Source organism: Olivibacter sp. SDN3 (assembly GCF_014334135.1).
In the GTDB taxonomy this organism is placed as follows: Bacteria; Bacteroidota; Bacteroidia; order Sphingobacteriales; family Sphingobacteriaceae; genus Olivibacter.
In genome coordinates this window covers 712,202-730,801 of the sequence record NZ_CP060497.1, presented here as the reverse complement: position 1 = coordinate 730,801, position 18,600 = coordinate 712,202, and the positions used below count along the sequence as shown (strand labels likewise).

Here is an 18,600-nt window from a genome sequence, read left to right as displayed (position 1 = left end):
ATAATTAGCCAAAATTACAAAGGTATTTAGTATCGTAAATACCTTACTTTGTATTGGCTTGCCAATGTAAATAAGTTTATGCTTTGAAATCAAACCTAATAAATGTTTATGTCTAAAAAAAGCACACTGATACCTGTTATACTTGTAACCTCCTTATTTTTTTTATGGGCATTGTTGCATAATCTTAACCCGATATTAATACCACATCTAAGAAAAGCTTTTTCACTGGACGATTTTCAGTCATCGTTAATTGACACATCTGCTTATATCAGCTATTTTGTTGTGGCGATTCCTGCCGGGTTATACATGCAGCGTTATGGTTATAAGAGAGGGATTCTATTGGGTCTGATTTTGTATGCTTTAGGTGCTCTACTGGTTATTCCTGCCGCTTCGGAGAGAAGTTATGTGTTTTTTTTGGCAGCCATTTTTGTTATTGCGGCGGGGGCTACTTTTTTAGAAACAGTGGCTAATCCCTATATTTCCATATTGGGAGATAAGGAGAATGCAACACAACGATTAAATTTCGCACAATCTTTTAACGGACTGGGCGCGGTTGTAGCGCCAATATTAGGGGGTAAGTTCATTCTTTCCGGTATTGAGCATAGTCCGGATGAATTAGCTGCAATGGGCGATACGGCCTTGAATAACTACTTGCAATCAGAGGCTGATACGGTTAAAATACCTTATTTGGTGATAACCGCCGTTGTATTATTACTGCTGCTGCTATTTATTTTTACACGACTACCCGAAGGGAATGATGATGATGAAGGCGTGAATGACGCACATACCGTTGGTGTGAATTTTTCCTTTAAAGTTTTCAAATATAGCCATTTTACCTGGGCGGTAATTAGCCAGTTCTTTTACGTAGGCGCCCAGGTTGGCGTCGGTAGCTTCTTTATACGATATGCCAATTACGTAGCCAATATGGGCGAAAAAAACGCGGCATATTTATTCGGATCTGTTGCAATGGTTGGTTTTATGTTGGGAAGATTTAGCGGCACCTTTCTCATGAAGTACGTAAAGCCCGCTTCTTTGTTGGCCGTATATGGGTTGTTATGTGTGCTCCTTTGCTTGCTGGCCGTTGTTAGTTCAGGGGATGTTGCCTTGTACGCTTTGGTTGCTGTGCCTTTTTTTATGTCAATTATGTACCCAACTATTTTTTCGCTGGGAATAAAAGGCTTAAGCAATGAAGAAACAAAAATAGCTTCTTCATTTTTGGTAATGGCTATAATAGGGGGAGCTATTATTCCTGTGCTGATGGGGTTGGTTTCGGTGGCTGTTCAGAGTATACAAATAGCATATATTGTTCCTTTGCTGTGCTTTTTAGTGGTTTTATATTACGGGGTGAAGGGGTATAAATTAAAAATATAAATAAGATAACTGATGAAAACATATGCATTAACGCTAGATTTAAAGGACGATCCTGATTTGATAGCGGAGTACGAGCGTTACCATCAACAGATTTGGCCGGAGGTGAGACAATCGATTATCGATGCGGGAATTCTAGATATGCGTATTTATAGACTAGGCAATAGGTTGTTTATGACGATGGATGTGGCAGATGACTTCAGTTTCGAGGAAAAAGGAAAGAGAGACAGTGCAAATGCTAAAGTTCAGGAGTGGGAGGCTTTGATGTGGAAATTTCAACAGCCGCTACCGGAAGCGAAAGCGGGAGAAAAATGGCTGCTAATGGAGGAGATCTTTAAACTGACAAAAAAAAGTTCGTTTATCCGATAGGCCTCCATCTGACCGATATATGAAGATTATTTACAGATGAACAATAAACAAAAAATTTTACAAATTCACCCCAATGATAATGTATTGGTGGCTTTACAAGATTTAGCCGCTGGCGAGCATATTACGTTCGAAGGTAAAACAATTGTTTTACCGGGAACAGTTGCTGCAAAACATAAGTTTACCATAGGTGAGTTAGCTGACGAGCAAGAAATTTTTATGTATGGTGTGCTTGTGGGGAAAACGAAGAGAGCGCTGAAAAAGGGAGAAGTTATTACGACCGAAAACATTTATCATGCAGCTAATACCTTTAAGTTGGGTAAACGTAAAATACAATGGAGCCAACCGGATGTATCGTCCTTTACCGATAAAGTGTTTATGGGTTACCATAGAAGTAATGGAAGTGTTGGTACCGCCAATTACTGGCTGGTAATCCCTTTGGTCTTTTGTGAGAATAGAAATGTGTTGGTAATGAAAGAAGCCTTTGAACAGAAATTAGGTTTCAAGAGGGCTAGAAGTTATGAGCCGGAGGTCGATAAGTTGATCAGCCTATACAGAGCAGGTGCCTCTATGGAGGAAATACTTTCTGCTGATCTCAAAGCGACTGATAAGGACGGTGAACAGGAGAGACTGTTTACCAATGTAGACGGCATTAAGTTTCTAAACCATGATATGGGCTGTGGTGGCACGCGTATGGATTCTGATGCATTATGTGGTTTGTTGGCCGGATATATTACGCATCCTAATGTAGCTGGAGCTACGATATTAAGTTTGGGTTGCCAGCATGCGCAAGCGTCGATTTTAAAGAAGGAAATCATGCGGAGAGATCCAAACTTTGATAAGCCATTGTATATTTTCGAGCAACAGAAGATAGGTTCGGAGAACATATTATTACAGGAAGCACTCAAACATACCTTTACCGGTTTAATGACGGCAAATAAACAGGAACGCAGACCAGCAGGTTTAGATAAATTATGTATAGGTTTGGAATGCGGAGGTTCCGATGGTTTTTCGGGTATATCTGCAAACCCTGCATTAGGTTATGTTTCAGATATGTTGGTAACAATGGGAGGATCAGTGATTTTAGCAGAGTTTCCGGAGCTGTGTGGGGTAGAACAAGAGTTGAGTGATCGATGTGTTGATGAAAAAACAGCATTACGGTTTATGGAGCTTATGCAAACCTATAATGCAAAGGCAGAACAAGATGGCAGTGGTTTTTATGCAAATCCATCACCCGGGAATATACGTGACGGACTGATTACAGATGCAATAAAATCTGCTGGAGCAGCCAAAAAAGGAGGCTCTTCTCCAGTGACGGCAGTAGTAGATTACCCAGGTCTGGCCAATAAGCCGGGTTTGAATCTGCTTTGTACTCCAGGTAATGATGTAGAAAGCACAACGGCTGAAGTGGGAGCAGGTGCGAACGTGGTATTGTTCACAACAGGGCTCGGCACACCAACGGGTAATCCCATAACACCGGTGATTAAGCTTTCTACAAATACGAAGACCTACGAGCGCATGCCCGATATTATAGATATTAATTGCGGAACAATCATCGAGGGTGAAGAAACAATCGAAGAAAATGCTGCGCGCATTTTGGATTATGTAATAGAGGTGGCCAGCGGTAATATCATTCCAAAAGCTGTTCAATTAGGGCAAGATGATTTTATACCTTGGAGAAGAGGTGTATCTTTATAATGGTGTTCTGTAGTATAAATAGTAAACAGTATCAACAGTTCATGATAAGAAATGTTCATTTACAAAAAAGTAACATAACTAAATCTTATAAATATGTTAAAATTAACAGGTAAAACAGCCCTGATCACAGGAGGGGGAAGTGGGATCGGAAAGGCAATCAGTTTATTGTTTGGGCAAAGCGGAGCAATTGTACATATTTTAGAATTAAATCATGAAGCCGCAGAAGCTGTAGCTAAGGAGATTATTGCAGCAGGTGGAGCTGCTTTTGCCCATGGTGTAGACGTTAGTGAACAAGCGGATGTAGTTAAGGTGATCGAGGGTATTGATAGAATTGATGTTTTAGTAAATAATGCAGGTATTGCTCATGTGGGCAATTTGGAAAATTGTGGTACGGCTGATTTCGACCGGGTGTACAACGTAAATGTTAAGGGAGCTTATAATGCTTTATTCGGTGTGGTACCATTGATGAAAGAGCAGGGAGGCGGAGCTATTCTGAATATGGCTTCCATTGCTGCACATGTTGGGTTGGCCGATCGTTTTGCTTATTCTATGAGTAAAGGAGCTATATATGCGATGACGCTTTCCGTAGCCCGCGACTACCTGAAAGATGGCATACGTTGTAACAGTATCTCTCCGGCGCGAGTGCATACCCCTTTCGTGGATGGCTTTATTGCTAAGAATTACCCAGGCAAAGAGGAAGAAATGTTTGCAAAACTGGCGGCCAGCCAACCGATTGGTCGGATGGCGAAACCGGAAGAAATTGCTTCACTCGCATTGTATTTGTGTTCAGACGAGGCTGGCTTTATCACGGGGAATGACTATCCTATTGACGGTGGATTTATTACATTGAATAATTAATTTTTTGAGCAATAGTTGGCCGATTTAAGAATAATGACTTTTTAAAGGTTTATCTTGTGGCCTGCTATTATAAATATTTAATTTTTAACTGGCATGAAACTAATAAGATATGGCAAACCTAATCAAGAAAAAATAGGTGTGCAGATCAATGAAAAGAATTATGACGTTGCGGCTTTTGGTGGCGACTATAATGAGCAGTTTTTTGAAGAGGATGGCCTGCTTCGACTGGAAGAATTTGTAAAGGCAAATCAGGAGTCTTTGATCGAAATTTCGGCAGAAGAGCGACTGGGAAGCCCTATCGCCCGTCCGTCTAAAATAGTTTGCATAGGGTTAAATTATAGCGATCACGCTGCAGAAACAAATGCCAAAATACCGGAGGAGCCTATTATATTTATGAAGTCTACTACTTCTTTAGCCGGGCCGAACGATGATATTATCATTCCTAGAGGATCTACAAAAACAGACTGGGAGGTAGAGTTTGGTATCGTTGTCGGGAAAAAGGCTACTTATGTGGAAGAACGCGATGCCATGGAACATGTAGCCGGTTATGTGCTTCATAATGATGTGTCTGAAAGGGAGTATCAGTTGGAACGTGGCGGCACGTGGGATAAAGGGAAGGGCTGTGATACGTTTGCACCTATTGGTCCCTTCTTAGCAACTAAAGATGAGGTGGCAGATATCAATAATGTGCGTTTGTGGTTAAGCGTAAATGGGCAGATTATGCAAGACGGCAATACTAAAAATCTAATATTTAATGTTCCGTATATTATTTCCTACGTCAGTCAGTTTATGACGCTCTTACCGGGAGATGTGATCTCAACAGGTACGCCGGCAGGTGTTGGCCTAGGATTTAATCCGCCTGTTTATTTGAAAGCTGGAGATGTTGTGGAATTGGGAGCCGAAGGGTTAGGGACATCGAAACAAGTAGTGAAAGCATATGGATCGCATTGATGCACACCAGCATTTTTGGCAATATAATGCAGAAAGGGACACGTGGATAACTGATGAGATGGCAGCTATCCAGCGCGATTTCCTGCCTGCCGATCTAGTGTCGGTTTTCGAAGAAAACAACGTGAAAGCTTGTGTCGCCGTGCAGGCCGATCAATCAGAAGAAGAGACAGATTTCTTGTTAAAACTGGCAGAAGAAACAAGCTTTATCCAGGGAGTCGTTGGATGGGTCGACCTTATGGATCCAGCAGTTGGGCAAAAATTGGCCCGATTTAATAACAAATCTAAGTTAAAGGGGGTGCGGCATATCGTTCAGGCAGAAACCGATCCAAACTTTTTGCTGAATCCTTCCTTTGTTAACGGAATCGGTGTGTTGTCGAAACTTGACTTATCTTACGATATTTTAATAAAACCCCACCAATTGGATGCTACTGTTAAATTTGTAAGTCGGTTTGGGGACAAACAGCGTTTTGTTATTGATCATCTCGCTAAACCATTTATCGCCAAACAGGAGCGGGAGCCTTGGGCCGCGCAGATGGAACGGTTGGCAAAACATGAAAACGTGTATTGTAAGTTATCCGGTATGGTAACGGAAGCTTCCTGGCATAATTGGACAGTCGCTGATTTCACATTTTATATCGATCATCTATTGGAAACTTTTGGTCCCCGACGTCTAATGTTCGGTTCTGATTGGCCGGTGTGTTTAGTAGCGGCACAGTACAATGAGGTCGTGGCCATAGTGGATGAGCACATCCGACACTTATCAATAGATGAACAAGCGCTGATCTGGAGTAAAAATGCCACCAGGTTTTATAAACTTTGAACGGATGGTATTTCATGTGCGTTTATATTTTTATATCCATTAATAAGAGAATAGGTATATACCATAAGATAATAACCATAAATGAATTTAGAACTTCAAGACAAAATAATCATAGTTACCGGAGGCGCGAAAGGCATCGGAAGGAGTATTGCCATTGCCTTGGCAGAAGAGGGGGCTTTGCCGGTGATTATCGGTAGAAAAGAACGAGACAATGCCCTGGTGATAAAAGATATTGAAGCAAGTGGAGGTAAAGCGTTCGCTGTACAGGCAGAATTAACTGAGCCGGACGCCTGCCAACAGGCAGTTGAACAGGTACTGGATAAATTTGGCCAGATCGATGGATTAGTTAATAATGCGGGGCTAAATGATGGGGTAAGCTTAGAGAACGGTAATTACGAAGATTTTCTGAAGGGACTGCATAACAGTCTTATTCATTACTACTTGATGGCTCATTTTGCCTTACCTGCTTTAAAGAAAACAAAGGGTAGCATTTTAAACATCTCTTCAAAAACGGCCGAAACCGGTCAGGGCGGAACGTCAGCCTATGCAGCTTCTAATGGCGGCAGAAATGCGTTAACCCGTGAATGGGCCGTAGAGTTATTACCCTACGGTATCAGGGTTAATGCTATCGTTGTAGCGGAGTGTGCTACACCACAATATGATAGTTGGATCCAGACGCTGCCAAACCCGGAAGCTACACTTAAAGAGATAACCAGCCGGATACCATTAGGTCAAAGGATGACAAGTGCGGAAGAAATAGCATCTACGGCCGCCTTTTTGCTTTCAAGCAAATCATCGCATACAACCGGACAACTGATACATGTAGATGGCGGGTATGTACATTTAGATCGTTCAATTGCGGCTGATCGATAAGGCCGAACGCATCGCAAAGAACGGCCCCTGACAAAACGATGAGTTTGTTGGGGGCTGTTCTTTTACAAACCCCTTTAAGATCGTCTATTAAACGTGTGTGCTGCATGTGTGATACAATTTGTTGAATATTTGATATAAAAAATCGATGGATAAATTTGTTTGCTTAACCGATTAAGCTTATAATTGTACTATTATAAACCAATACCAATTTTTTCTTTGCTAATCCTGTGAGACAGTATTTTTGTAAACAGCTTGCTTAAACGATTAAACTACATAATACGAAAGCTTTTACAAGTGGAGGATAGTTAAAAATTAGCATAAAATCAACAAAATCAAAAAAAGAAAGATCAAAAAAATGACATGAAGTGTTTTTACAACCTAATTGTTTAAACGATTAAGCGTGTTTCGTAACGCGTTACTAATTACTAACCATTAACCAAAAAATGAAAAATGAAATCAACTTTCTTAAAGAAGTTCTACGTAGTATGGAAAAGATACGGTAGAGGAAGAAAAAAGATCCCAAAAATGCTTGGTGCCTTGTCTTTTATCCTTTTTATGATTTATAATCTGCTAGCTGCTTCTTCCGCAATGGCACAGACATCACAGCAGACAAGGAAAATTACGGGTACAGTAACCGACGAGTTGGGGGAAAAACTAAATGGAGTGAGTGTTAGAGCAAAGGGTGGTACGCATAGTGCTCAAACCGACTCTTTGGGACAGTTCGTTTTGGAGCTGCCCCTCGCTGCAACCCATATTATTTTTACCTATATAGGTAAAGCAACAAACGAGCAACCGTTAACCGCTGCGAACACCTATTATGTACAATTGCTAAACGACAATACGGCGCTGGAAGAAGTGGTGGTCTCTACGGGGTACATGACGCAAAAAAAGGCCGATCTTACGGGAGCCGTAAGTATGGTCAAGCGGGAGGACTTTGTGAAGAATCCCAGCGCCAATGTGATGCGTTCCCTGCAAGGTAAGATCCCCGGGGTTAGAATCACAACAGACGGCAATCCCGCGGAGAACGTAGGTATCCAAGTAAGAGGTGTAACCTCTCTAAATTCGGCTCCTGCGCTGGTTGTATTAGACGGTCAACCGGTAACCATTAATTTACGGGATATCAACCCGAACGATATTGAATCGATTCAAGTATTAAAAGATGCGGCGTCCGCTTCTATATATGGCGCGCGCGCTGCCGGTGGTGTAATCTTGGTGAACACCAGAAAAGGTAGGCAAGGAGGAACGCAGGTAACTTATGAAGCGTATGTTGGGGCTTCTAAAATCAATGGTGTTCCCCGCATGTTAGATGCCGAAGGTTATGGCCGTGCACTTTGGCAGGCTACGGTAAATGACGGAAATGATCCGGGGTCCATTCGCTTTTATAATTACGATTGGAATTATGATAGTAATGGTGTACCTGTGCTCAATAGTGTGAGCCCTTTAGCGTGGCTGAATGATGCACAAACGCTGCCATCAACCAATACCAATTGGTTTAAGGAGGGAACCCGTACAGGGATTCAGCAAAATCACCAGTTAACGATAACCGGTGGAGGGGAGAAATCTACGAGTTTATTCTCCCTTAATTATTATAATAATCAAGGTACACAGATTACCTCTTTCTTTAGACGCCTTGCGGCTCGATTTAATAACGAATACAAATTGCTTGATGGCCGCTTAACCATTGGTGAGAATTTAACGCTTACCAACCTTAGAATGCGCGACGTAAACAGTACTTACGAATTTTTGGTGATGCCGCCGAACATTCCGGTTTATGACAATCTCGGCGGTTGGGGAGGTGTTGCCATGCCACTGGGAATGGATGATTTTAATAACCCTATTCGTGGGCTGATGATGAACAAGGATAATGTTCCAAATTTCATGAAAGTATTGGGTACAGCTTATGCCGATCTGAAAATTTTAGACAACCTAAGCTTTAAAACGCAGTACGGGGTTGACTATAGCATGTGGTATGATCGAACCATTCAACGTAGATGGGAAGAAGCGGGCGGAAAAAGTAACAGCCTGAACGGGGTAACACAGAACAACTGGCATGATATCGGTCAAACCTGGACCAATACGTTGATATACAACCTTCGCCTAGGTGAACACCAAATTGATATGCTCGGAGGAATGGAGGCTTATCGCTTCATCAATGAGAGCTTCGACGCTTATAGGGAAGATATTTTGCTTGAAGATCGCGACTATGCTTACCTATCTACGGCCACAGGAGAAAGGAGAGAGTTAAACGGAGGTGGTGATGAACGCAGTATACTTTCTTATTTTGGTAAAATCAACTATTCCTTTGGTTCCAAATATTTATTTTCTGCTACTTTCCGTCGGGATGGAGCCTCGGTATTTGGAGAAAACAATCGCTTTGGTACATTCCCGGCCTTCTCTGCGGGCTGGCGATTAAAAGAGGAGAATTTTTTAAAGGAAGTTGATTTCCTGAACGACTTAAAAATCAGAGCAAGCTGGGGACAGAATGGGAATTCGGCACCCCTGGACGTCGGCCGCTTGGTGAATATCTACGTTCCAGATGTTAATGGTACTTCTTACGCTATAGGAGGTAATCCATCTGGAAGTATTCCATCCGGTTATCGAAGAAATAGTTTGGGCAACCCCGACTTAAGGTGGGAAACCACGACACAGACTAACATTGGGCTTGATTTTGCTTTCTTGGATAATCGCTTGTCGGGATCCTTTGATTGGTTCAATAAAAAAACAACGGATATGCTCTTTGAACCGCCATATATTGCTGCACTTGGAGAGGGAGGATATCGTTGGGTGAACGCGGCGGATATGACCAATAAAGGTTGGGAATTTCTTTTAACCTGGGGAGATACCAAAAACGATTTTTCATACACGATTACCACTAATCTTTCGGCTTTTAAGAACCAGATCAACTCGGTACCGGATAATGTGAAATTTAACTACGGAGGTAACGGGCTGTTAGATGATATCATTGGTCGACCCCTAAATTCTTTCTATGGACTAGTAGCCGATGGCATTTTTAGAACTCAGGAGGAAGTGGATAATTCAGCCCAACAAGCGGGAAAGGGGGTGGGGCGTATACGCTATAAAGATTTAGATGGGGATGGTGTCATCAACGAAGTATACGATAGAACCTGGATAGGGGTGAGCGACCCTGACCTGATGGCGGGCTTAAACTTCGAAGCACGTTACAAGAATTTTGATATTATGTTCTTTTTGCAAGGGGTCTTTGGCAATCAGGTGCATAATACCTGGAAGGAGTTAAGTGATTTTTGGAATATCGGTGTGCAGAATGATCGCAACCACCCGGCTCGCATTTTGGATGCCTGGACACCGCAAAATCCCAATTCTGATATTCCTGCATTGTCACGTGGTGATGCCAATGGCGAAAAGCGGCTATCGACCTATTTCATTGAAAATGGCTCGTATATAAAATTACGTACACTGGATATTGGCTATAATTTTCCGCAACAATTGGCAGATCGATTGAAGATGACCCGACTCAGGTTATATGCTTCCGCGCAGAATCTATTTATGATCAAAAAATTCTGGGGTGATGATCAGTTTACTGGAGGCGACCCTGAAAACCCAGGGACAGGATATCCAATGCCCAGGACAATGTTCGTAGGAGTAAATGTAACTTTTTAAAATTGACCGTTATGAATAGCTATAAGATTAAATACCTATCGTTCCTATTATTGTTAGTCACAGGGTGCCAAAACTTTTTGGAAGTGAACCCTAAGGGCGTGCTCTCCGAATCGCAGGCCGAAGAACCGGAACAGTTGGAAAGTTTCGTAATAGCGGCGTACTCGCATATGCCGTCGCTCGGATTTGGCGATACGCATAATCCATGGATACAAAGTGTACGTTCAGATGACGCTTATAAAGGAGGTGGGGGCTTGAATGACCAAACACCCTGGTATGAAATGGAAATCTTTACAAGGGTAAATCCGAATGTAGGCAATAATGATGGGCCTTGGTACAGAGGTTATGTGGGCATTAGTAGAGCCAATACAGCTTTGCGTTTGCTAAATACGGTAGAGGAAGCCGAATTTGCGATGAAAGAACAACGTATTGCCGAAATGAAGTTTTTAAGAGGATGGATTTACCTCGGAATGAAACTTCGGTGGAAATATATTCCCATTATTGACGAAAATACGCCAACCGATGCTGCGGTGGTAGAGCAAATCCCTAATCGTCCGGATGATATGGCGAATGATCTTCCAATATGGGATTGGATTATCCAAAATTTTGAAGATGCCGCTGCTGCTTTGCCGGAGACACAAGCCGAAAGGGGCCGGCCTACCAAATATGCAGCGCATGCTTTAGCGGCAAAAGCCTTGCTATTTAGGGCTTATGAACAGAACGACCGACATCAGGTGATTAATATCAACCAGGAAACATTAAATAGGGCTTTAATCCATGTCGATGCAGTAATGGCACAAGACGGAGCCCAGTTTGATTTACAGCCTGATTTCGGAGATAATTTCATGATTGATTTTGATAATAATACCAAGGAGTCACTTTGGGAAATCCAGTATTCCATAGATGACGGCACAACCGATGGCCGTATTAACCGTGGAAATGAACTGAATGCCCCTTGGTGGTCACCTTATTTTACCTGTTGCGATTTCAATAAGGTTTCGCATACCATGATCAATGCTTTCAAAACGGACGAAACCGGGCTGCCAGATTTTGTGAATTATAATGATACAGAAATGACCGGCTCGCAATACGAAGCGTATTTTCAGGATCATGCATTTGATCCAAGATTAAGTCATACGGCAGCTATCCCGGGCTACCCTTTTAAATATGATAATGATCTTTTATATGAAGAATCGGGATCCCGAGCACCTTTTCAATACGGATATTTTAACTCATTAAAAGAGCAGGTTCATCCCGATTGTGACTGTATTTTTCGACCCTTTTATGTAATGAATGCACTGAATGAAAAGGCTATTCGTTACGCTGAAGTGTTGCTTTGGAAAGCAGAAATATTAATTCAGCTCGATCGGTTTAATGAGGCGCTGCCGTTGATTAACCGGGTGAGGACGCGTGCTGCCAATAGCACACCGCGATTACAGAAACCTGACGGAAGTTTGTGGATGGACTATAGGGCGGAAACTTATCAACCTGGATTGAATTGTAATTGGACCAAAGATTTTGCCTGGGAGGCGTTGATATGGGAGAACCGCTTGGAGTTTGCTATGGAAGGTCGACGCTTTTTTGATCTTATGCGTTGGGGATTGCTGGAGTCGGTAATGAATGCTTTCATCAATAAAGAGCGGACGCGCTTTGATTGGTATAACCAAGGTCGTTTTACCGCCGGGAGAGATGAATTCTTACCTATACCACAGGCACAAATGAACTGGTCTAGAGGGGCTTATCAGCAAAATCCGGGATACTAGAGAATCAATCGGTAATGTTAAAAACAAACCAAATGAAGAGAATAACTTTTATATACCTATTGGCTGTCGTATTGGCAATGCACGCCTGTATAGACAGAGAAATGATAGACCGTAAAGAAGGCGATAGCTTACCTACGGTAAATAACTTGTCGGTACAACAAGATGGGGCCACCGTTCGGTTAACATGGGAAATCCCAGTCAATATACCGGAAAGTATTGAACAACCGGTTAGTATATACATCGATGTACAGGAAATATTGGGTCCAACCCGAACAACATCGGTTTTTAATACTACATTGGCTAATGCACCTACGGAATTCGTTTATGAAGTTCCTGAAGAAAATAAAACATACCATTTGACAGTTAAGCTCTTTGGTCAAACGAAAGAGAGAGACCCGAATTATTCCAGTAGCATATACTCTCTTGGTCAAACGGTCGTTTATCAGAGCCCATGAAACGGATTGTAGAAGAAATGATACAAAAAATGAAATGGAATTATTGTTTGTTTAAACGATTAAGCGTATCATTGTAATAAGAAATGCATGGATCAATCCTGAAACCGTGCGCGACGCCGATTTATAAACTAAAAAAACATGAACCATAAAAGTAAAATGATGAAAAGAACAATTGCAATGGCCGCGATGCTATTTGTTGGCTACTTTGCTTATGCGCAGAAAACTGGGTCTTTCGACGGCTTAGATATGAATATGGGCAACCTTTCAAAACTGTCGGATGCCAAAACCCGCTCGATAAGCCCTGAAAACTTTACCGGAGAGAAAGGAAAAGGCGGCATGGCCGATCCGGCAAAACAAGCTGACCAGCGAAATGTGGCGAATGCGGCTCATGCTGCCAGAGATTTAGGGGTAGGCTGGAAAGTAAATCCATTTATAACAATTGAAGGCGGGGAGACTTTTACCATAGCCGAAATGGAGGGCCCCGGGGCCGTTCAGCATATATGGATGACTCCCACGGGCAATTGGAGTTACTCAATTATCCGTTTCTATTGGGATGATGAAACGGAACCATCCATTGAAGCACCCGTGGGTGCGTTTTTCGGTATGCCTTGGAATGACTATGCGCCTCTTAACTCTTTGGCAATAACGGTTAATCCGGGGAGTGCTTTCAATTGCTATTGGAAGATGCCTTTTCGGAAAAAATGTAAAATTACTGTTGAGAATATAAACTCAGAACCTATGAACCTCTATTATCAGGTAGATTATACCTTAACGGAGGTTGGAGAAGAAGAAGCTTATTTACATGCGCAATATAGAAGATCAAACCCCAATTCGACCTCTTTGCATACGATACTGGATGGCGTAAAAGGAAAAGGCCATTATGTAGGTACCATGATGGGAGTGGGGGTAAATAATGTGGGTTGGTGGGGAGAAGGGGAGATAAAATTCTTTATGGATGGCGATAAAGATTTTGCTACAATCGTGGGAACAGGCCTGGAGGATTATTTCTGTGGATCCTACAATTTTGAAAATAAAAAAACGCGGCAATACGAAGAGTTCTCTACGGCCTATGCAGGGTTGCATCAAGTCATTCGGCCAGATGGCGTGTATCAATCGCAGCAGCGCTTCGGCATGTATCGTTGGCATATCATGGATCCTGTTCGTTTCGATGGCGATTTGAAGGTAACCATTCAGGATTTGGGATGGCGATCTGAGGGGAGGTACCTACCGCAAAAATCGGATATCATCACGGTTGCTTTTTGGTACCAACGTGAGCCACATGCCCGTTTCCCTGCCTTGCCGGAAAAAGATGATCTGGAAGTGAATTAAATAAGATCCCAAAAAAGAAAAGGTAAAACGAAAGAGTGCTATGATAAGTACAAATGTCATAAGATCGTTTTTGATAGCAACCATTTTATGGAGCGGTTGCCAATCTGCAAGCGATCGATCAAATGTAACGCAACAGGAAGAAAGTCAGGAAATGGATAGCTACAATAAAGGTTCTTTTGGCTACGATTTGGCCTTTTTAAAGAAAAAAGACAGCCTTGTGGTATTGCAAAATACACAAGGGGACGGCAAAGTTGTTGTGTCGCCTAAATATCAGGCAAAAGTTTTTACTTCTACGGCAGAAGGTGAGGAGGGGCTGAGTTTTGGATGGATTAATTACGATGCTTTTGATAAGCAGGATGAGCATATGAACGCTTATGGTGGGGAAGACCGACTGTGGTTAGGGCCGGAAGGGGGTAAATTTTCCCTCTTTTTTCAGCCCGGGACGACCATGGAGTTTGAAAATTGGTATACGCCACCTGCTATCGATGCAGAAGAATGGACCTTGCATTCAGCAACAGCAAAGCAAGCTAATTTGAGTAAAGAACTTGAAATTACGAATTATACCGGTACCCGTTTGCAAATCAGGCTTAAAAGGCAGATAGCAATCCTCGAAAATGACGAAATTGAAAAGGCACTCGATATCGACTTAGACGGGCAAGTAAAAACCGTTGGTTTCAGAACGGTTAATACGCTGATGAATAATGGTGAACAAGCGTGGGATAAACAAACGGGTGCGCCTTGTTTATGGAGTTTGGATATGTTTACTCCTTCTCCGGAAACGGTTATTATCGTTCCATATCATGAGAATAGATCGGGTAAGGTGGCAACGACAGATTATTTTGGTGAAATTCCCGAAGATCGTATTACTTACAGAAATGGAACATTGTTATTCAAAGCGGACGGCAAATCACGTGGAAAATTGGGGATTCCCCCCAATAGGGTAAAACCTGTTGCGGGGAGTTACGCCGCTGACACCAAGGTGCTTACTATAACACTGTTTGATGTGGATCCAAAAGCGACTTACCTGAATCAGGAATGGACACCTACAAAGGATCCGTTTACCGGAGATGCCATGAACGCGTACAATGACGGACCGCTGGCAGATGGCAGTCAGATGGGGCCCTTTTACGAGATAGAAAGTGTTTCACCTGCTGCATTTTTGAAACCTCGGGAAGAAATGGTACATCATCATAGCGTATTTCATTTCGTGGGTGATGAAAACGTCTTGGATAAGATCTGTCAGCAGGTATTGGGAGCTTCGTTGGACGAAGTGGTGCTTAAATAGTGACTTACCGTCAATTGAAAAACGGGTGAGTCTTTTGGCTTGCCGATAAATCTGCATACTAAAATTTATATACATGAAGAAATATCCTAAAATAGGCATTAGGCCGATCATAGATGGGCGCTTAGGCGGAATAAGAGAATCATTGGAAGAAACGACCATGAATATGGCCCATGATGTAGCCGAATTGTTCCAGTCAACCCTCCGTTATCCGGATGGAAGCCCTGTACAGTGCGTCATTGCCGATACTTGCATAGGAGGTGTAAAAGAGGCCGCTGACTGCGCAGAGAAATTTGAAACAGCAAATGTAGGGGTGTCTTTATCCGTCACACCGTGCTGGTGTTATGGCTCGGAAACTATGGATATGAACCCGTTGATACCAAAGGCAATTTGGGGATTTAATGGAACCGAAAGGCCGGGAGCTGTTTATCTGGCGGCTACACTCGCGGCTCATAATCAAAAGGGATTACCGGCCTTTGGCATCTATGGAGAAGATGTACAGGATATGGGCGATAGAGCTATTCCAGACGATGTGAAAGGAAAATTGTTGCGTTTTGCCCGGGCAGGACTGGCTGTAGCCATCATGCGTGGACAATCGTATTTAGCAATTGGTTCGGTATCCATGGGCATTGTAGGCTCTATTGTGGATGCCGATTTTTTCCAGACTTACTTGGGGATGCGTAATGAATATGTAGATTCTTCTGAGGTGCTGAGGCGTATTCAATTGGGAATCTATGATCAGGAAGAATATGAAAAGGCGCACGCTTGGGTGAAAAAACATTGTAAGGAAGGGAAGGACTACAACGCGTCAGCAAAAATAAAGTCGAGAGCAGATAAAGATAAAGACTGGGAGTTTGTGGTAAAAATGACCATCATTATCCGTGATCTCATGATCGGGAATAAAAAATTGAAAGATATGGGTTACGCTGAGGAGGCGTATGGACACCATGCCCTCGTTTCTGGCTTTCAAGGCCAGCGGCAGTGGACTGACTTTCTCCCTAACGGCGATTTCTCCGAAGCTATATTAAACTCTTCATTCGATTGGAATGGTAAACGGGCACCTTATATCGTGGCCACTGAAAATGATTCATTGAATGGGGTATCCATGTTATTCAACTATTTACTGACAAATACTGCACAGATTTTTGCAGATGTACGTACTTTTTGGAGCCCTGATGCGGTTGAACGGGTTTCTGGGTGGAAACCTGAAGGAATCGCTCAGAATGGATTTATCCACTTAATCAATTCGGGCGCCGCTACCTTGGATGGCACGGGCAGACAACAGCAGGAAGGAGAACCGGCCATGAAACCCTTTTGGGAAATAACAGATAGCGAAGTGGGGTCGTGTTTAGGCGCTACCAGTTGGCATCCCGCAAACCTGGATTATTTCCGTGGGGGAGGGTATTCTTCTAAATTTCTAACAGCAGGAGGACTGCCTGTAACGATGTGCCGAATAAATCTGATAAAAGGGGTAGGACCGGTTTTGCAGCTAGCTGAAGGCTGGACAGTGGAGCTTCCTGAAGAAGTGAATAAGCTATTGGACGAGCGTACGGATCCTACTTGGCCCACCACTTGGTTTGTGCCTAAAGTGACGGGAGAAGGCCCCTTCCGCGACGTTTACTCGGTAATGGGCGCCTGGGGGTCAAATCATGGCGCTATTAGTTATGGTCATATTGGAGGAGATTTAATCACACTGGCAGCAATGTTGCGCATCCCGATCTGCATGCATAATGTAGAAGAAGAACGCATTTTTAGACCATCAGCTTGGAATGCTTTTGGTATGGACAGTGAAGGAGCAGATTATCGTGCCTGTGAAAGTTACGGACCTATATATAAATAAATGTGTTCATGAGTAAAAAGAAAACGGGATCGCTGTTTAGAACGGCGGATGGAACGAATTACATCGTCCCTTTTATTTTCATCTGTAGCCTGTTTTTGCTATGGGGCTTCGCACATGGTCTGTTAGATGTGCTTGATAAACATTTTCAAGACACGCTGGGTGTATCTAAAGCGCAGTCGGGCTTTGTGCAATTTTCCCTATATATCGGTTATTTGGCCATGGCCGTGCCGGCAGGGCTCTTTATGAAGCGTTATGGGTATCAGAAAGGAATTATCTTGGGATTGATCTTGTTTAGCATAGGCTCTTTTCTGTTTTATCCAGCAGCTAAGTTTGAAGCATTTATTCCCTTTTTACTGGCTTTGTTTGTCATCGCCTGTGGTCTCGCATGTCTGGAAACGGCCGCGAATCCGTATTCTACGGTTTTGGGATCGCAGGAGCGGCGATATGCAGCGAGAAGAATTAATATCTCGCAGTCATTTAACGGGTTAGGATGGATATTGGGGCCTTTAATGGGAGGGTTATTTATTTTTGGTGCGGAGCAGCAGGAAGGGGCAGAGAAGTTCGATTCTTTAGTTAAACCTTATATGGGGGTTGGATGTATCGTAGTAGTGGTAGCGATTATATTCATGTTAATAAAGCTACCTGATATCGAAGAAAAAAGTGTGGAGGAATCGGAAGACGATCCTAAAATGAGTAGATTGCTGAAACACCCCGCATTCATAGCCGCAGTGATTGCGCAGTTTCTTTACGTTGCTGCACAAACCGGAGTGAATTCCTTCTTTATTAATTATGTGACGGAAGAAATTCCTGATGTGACTGGGCCTGTGGCCAACCTGATGCAACATCTGGGTTATTTTGGAACCGTGTTTATGCCCAAAAATGGAGAACAGGCGGCATCTGTAATTTTAGCCATAGGAGGAATGGGATTGTTTTGGGTAGGGCGTTTATCGGGCGCTTACATGATGAAGTTTTTCCGTCCCCATCGCTTATTGGCTATATATGCTATAGTAAACACATTGCTAATGGCAATTGTATTTATGGCCCTCGGTTGGGGGTCTGTGGTTGCGTTATTTGTATGCTATTTCTTTATGTCGATCATGTTCCCAACAATTTTTGCTCTCGGTATCCATGGATTGGGTTCGCTGACGAAGAAAGCATCTTCCTTTTTAGTGATGGCAGTAGCTGGAGGAGCATTTTGTCCACCGGTCATGGGCGTCATTGCGGATCATTCCAGTATGTCGGTAGCTTTCTTCATCCCAATGCTATGTTTTGCTTTCATTGCATGGTATGCGATATGGGGCGTAGGCAAAGCCGCCGCAGGAAATGAAATTGTTTTACATCATCATTGATGAGTAGTATAG

14 protein-coding genes are annotated in these 18,600 nt (G+C 42.8%); all 14 read left to right on the top strand.

The features are described 5' to 3' along the window. Positions 1-108 precede the first annotated feature (108 nt). Positions 109-1,371, top strand: coding sequence for an L-fucose:H+ symporter permease (fucP, locus tag H8S90_RS02975; RefSeq protein WP_187341121.1), 1,263 nt, complete (start codon positions 109-111; stop codon positions 1,369-1,371). Between the two features lie 12 nt (positions 1,372-1,383). Further along, positions 1,384-1,737 (top strand): L-rhamnose mutarotase, encoded by a 354-nt coding sequence (locus tag H8S90_RS02970; RefSeq protein WP_187341120.1) that lies wholly within the window; start codon positions 1,384-1,386, stop codon positions 1,735-1,737. A 36-nt stretch (positions 1,738-1,773) separates the two neighbouring features. Next, positions 1,774-3,432 (top strand): UxaA family hydrolase, encoded by a 1,659-nt coding sequence (locus H8S90_RS02965; protein ID WP_187341119.1) that lies wholly within the window; start codon positions 1,774-1,776, stop codon positions 3,430-3,432. Between the two features lie 93 nt (positions 3,433-3,525). After that, positions 3,526-4,290, top strand: a complete 765-nt coding sequence (locus tag H8S90_RS02960) for an SDR family NAD(P)-dependent oxidoreductase (protein ID WP_187341118.1) — start codon at positions 3,526-3,528, stop codon at positions 4,288-4,290. A gap of 93 nt (positions 4,291-4,383) precedes the next feature. Beyond that, a complete protein-coding gene (locus tag H8S90_RS02955; RefSeq protein WP_187341117.1) occupies positions 4,384-5,241 on the top strand; it encodes a fumarylacetoacetate hydrolase family protein in 858 nt (285 codons plus the stop codon). After that, complete coding sequence (locus H8S90_RS02950) at positions 5,228-6,061, top strand: amidohydrolase (RefSeq protein WP_187341116.1); 834 nt, start codon at positions 5,228-5,230, stop codon at positions 6,059-6,061. The genes H8S90_RS02955 and H8S90_RS02950 overlap by 14 nt, the downstream gene beginning before the upstream one ends. Before the next feature lie 81 nt (positions 6,062-6,142). Then, positions 6,143-6,934 (top strand): SDR family oxidoreductase, encoded by a 792-nt coding sequence (locus H8S90_RS02945; RefSeq protein ID WP_187341115.1) that lies wholly within the window; start codon positions 6,143-6,145, stop codon positions 6,932-6,934. A gap of 450 nt (positions 6,935-7,384) precedes the next feature. Beyond that, complete coding sequence (locus tag H8S90_RS02940; RefSeq protein ID WP_255501781.1) at positions 7,385-10,573, top strand: TonB-dependent receptor; 3,189 nt, start codon at positions 7,385-7,387, stop codon at positions 10,571-10,573. Positions 10,574-10,584: 11 nt separating this feature from the next. Further along, a complete protein-coding gene (locus H8S90_RS02935) occupies positions 10,585-12,333 on the top strand; it encodes a RagB/SusD family nutrient uptake outer membrane protein (protein WP_187341114.1) in 1,749 nt (582 codons plus the stop codon). A gap of 32 nt (positions 12,334-12,365) precedes the next feature. Beyond that, positions 12,366-12,788, top strand: a complete 423-nt coding sequence (locus H8S90_RS02930) for a DUF4945 domain-containing protein (RefSeq protein WP_187341113.1) — start codon at positions 12,366-12,368, stop codon at positions 12,786-12,788. Between the two features lie 138 nt (positions 12,789-12,926). Beyond that, positions 12,927-14,117, top strand: coding sequence for a glycoside hydrolase family 172 protein (locus tag H8S90_RS02925; RefSeq protein ID WP_222852226.1), 1,191 nt, complete (start codon positions 12,927-12,929; stop codon positions 14,115-14,117). Positions 14,118-14,157: 40 nt separating this feature from the next. After that, positions 14,158-15,402 carry a DUF6786 family protein gene (locus H8S90_RS02920; protein WP_187341112.1) on the top strand — a complete coding sequence of 415 codons (1,245 nt, stop codon included), beginning with the start codon at positions 14,158-14,160 and terminating at the stop codon, positions 15,400-15,402. 73 nt (positions 15,403-15,475) lie between these two features. Next, positions 15,476-17,239: an L-fucose isomerase gene (locus H8S90_RS02915; RefSeq protein ID WP_187341111.1), complete on the top strand. Its 1,764-nt coding sequence runs from the start codon at positions 15,476-15,478 to the stop codon at positions 17,237-17,239. Between the two features lie 8 nt (positions 17,240-17,247). Next, positions 17,248-18,588: an L-fucose:H+ symporter permease gene (fucP, locus tag H8S90_RS02910; protein WP_187341110.1), complete on the top strand. Its 1,341-nt coding sequence runs from the start codon at positions 17,248-17,250 to the stop codon at positions 18,586-18,588. Positions 18,589-18,600 lie beyond the last annotated feature (12 nt).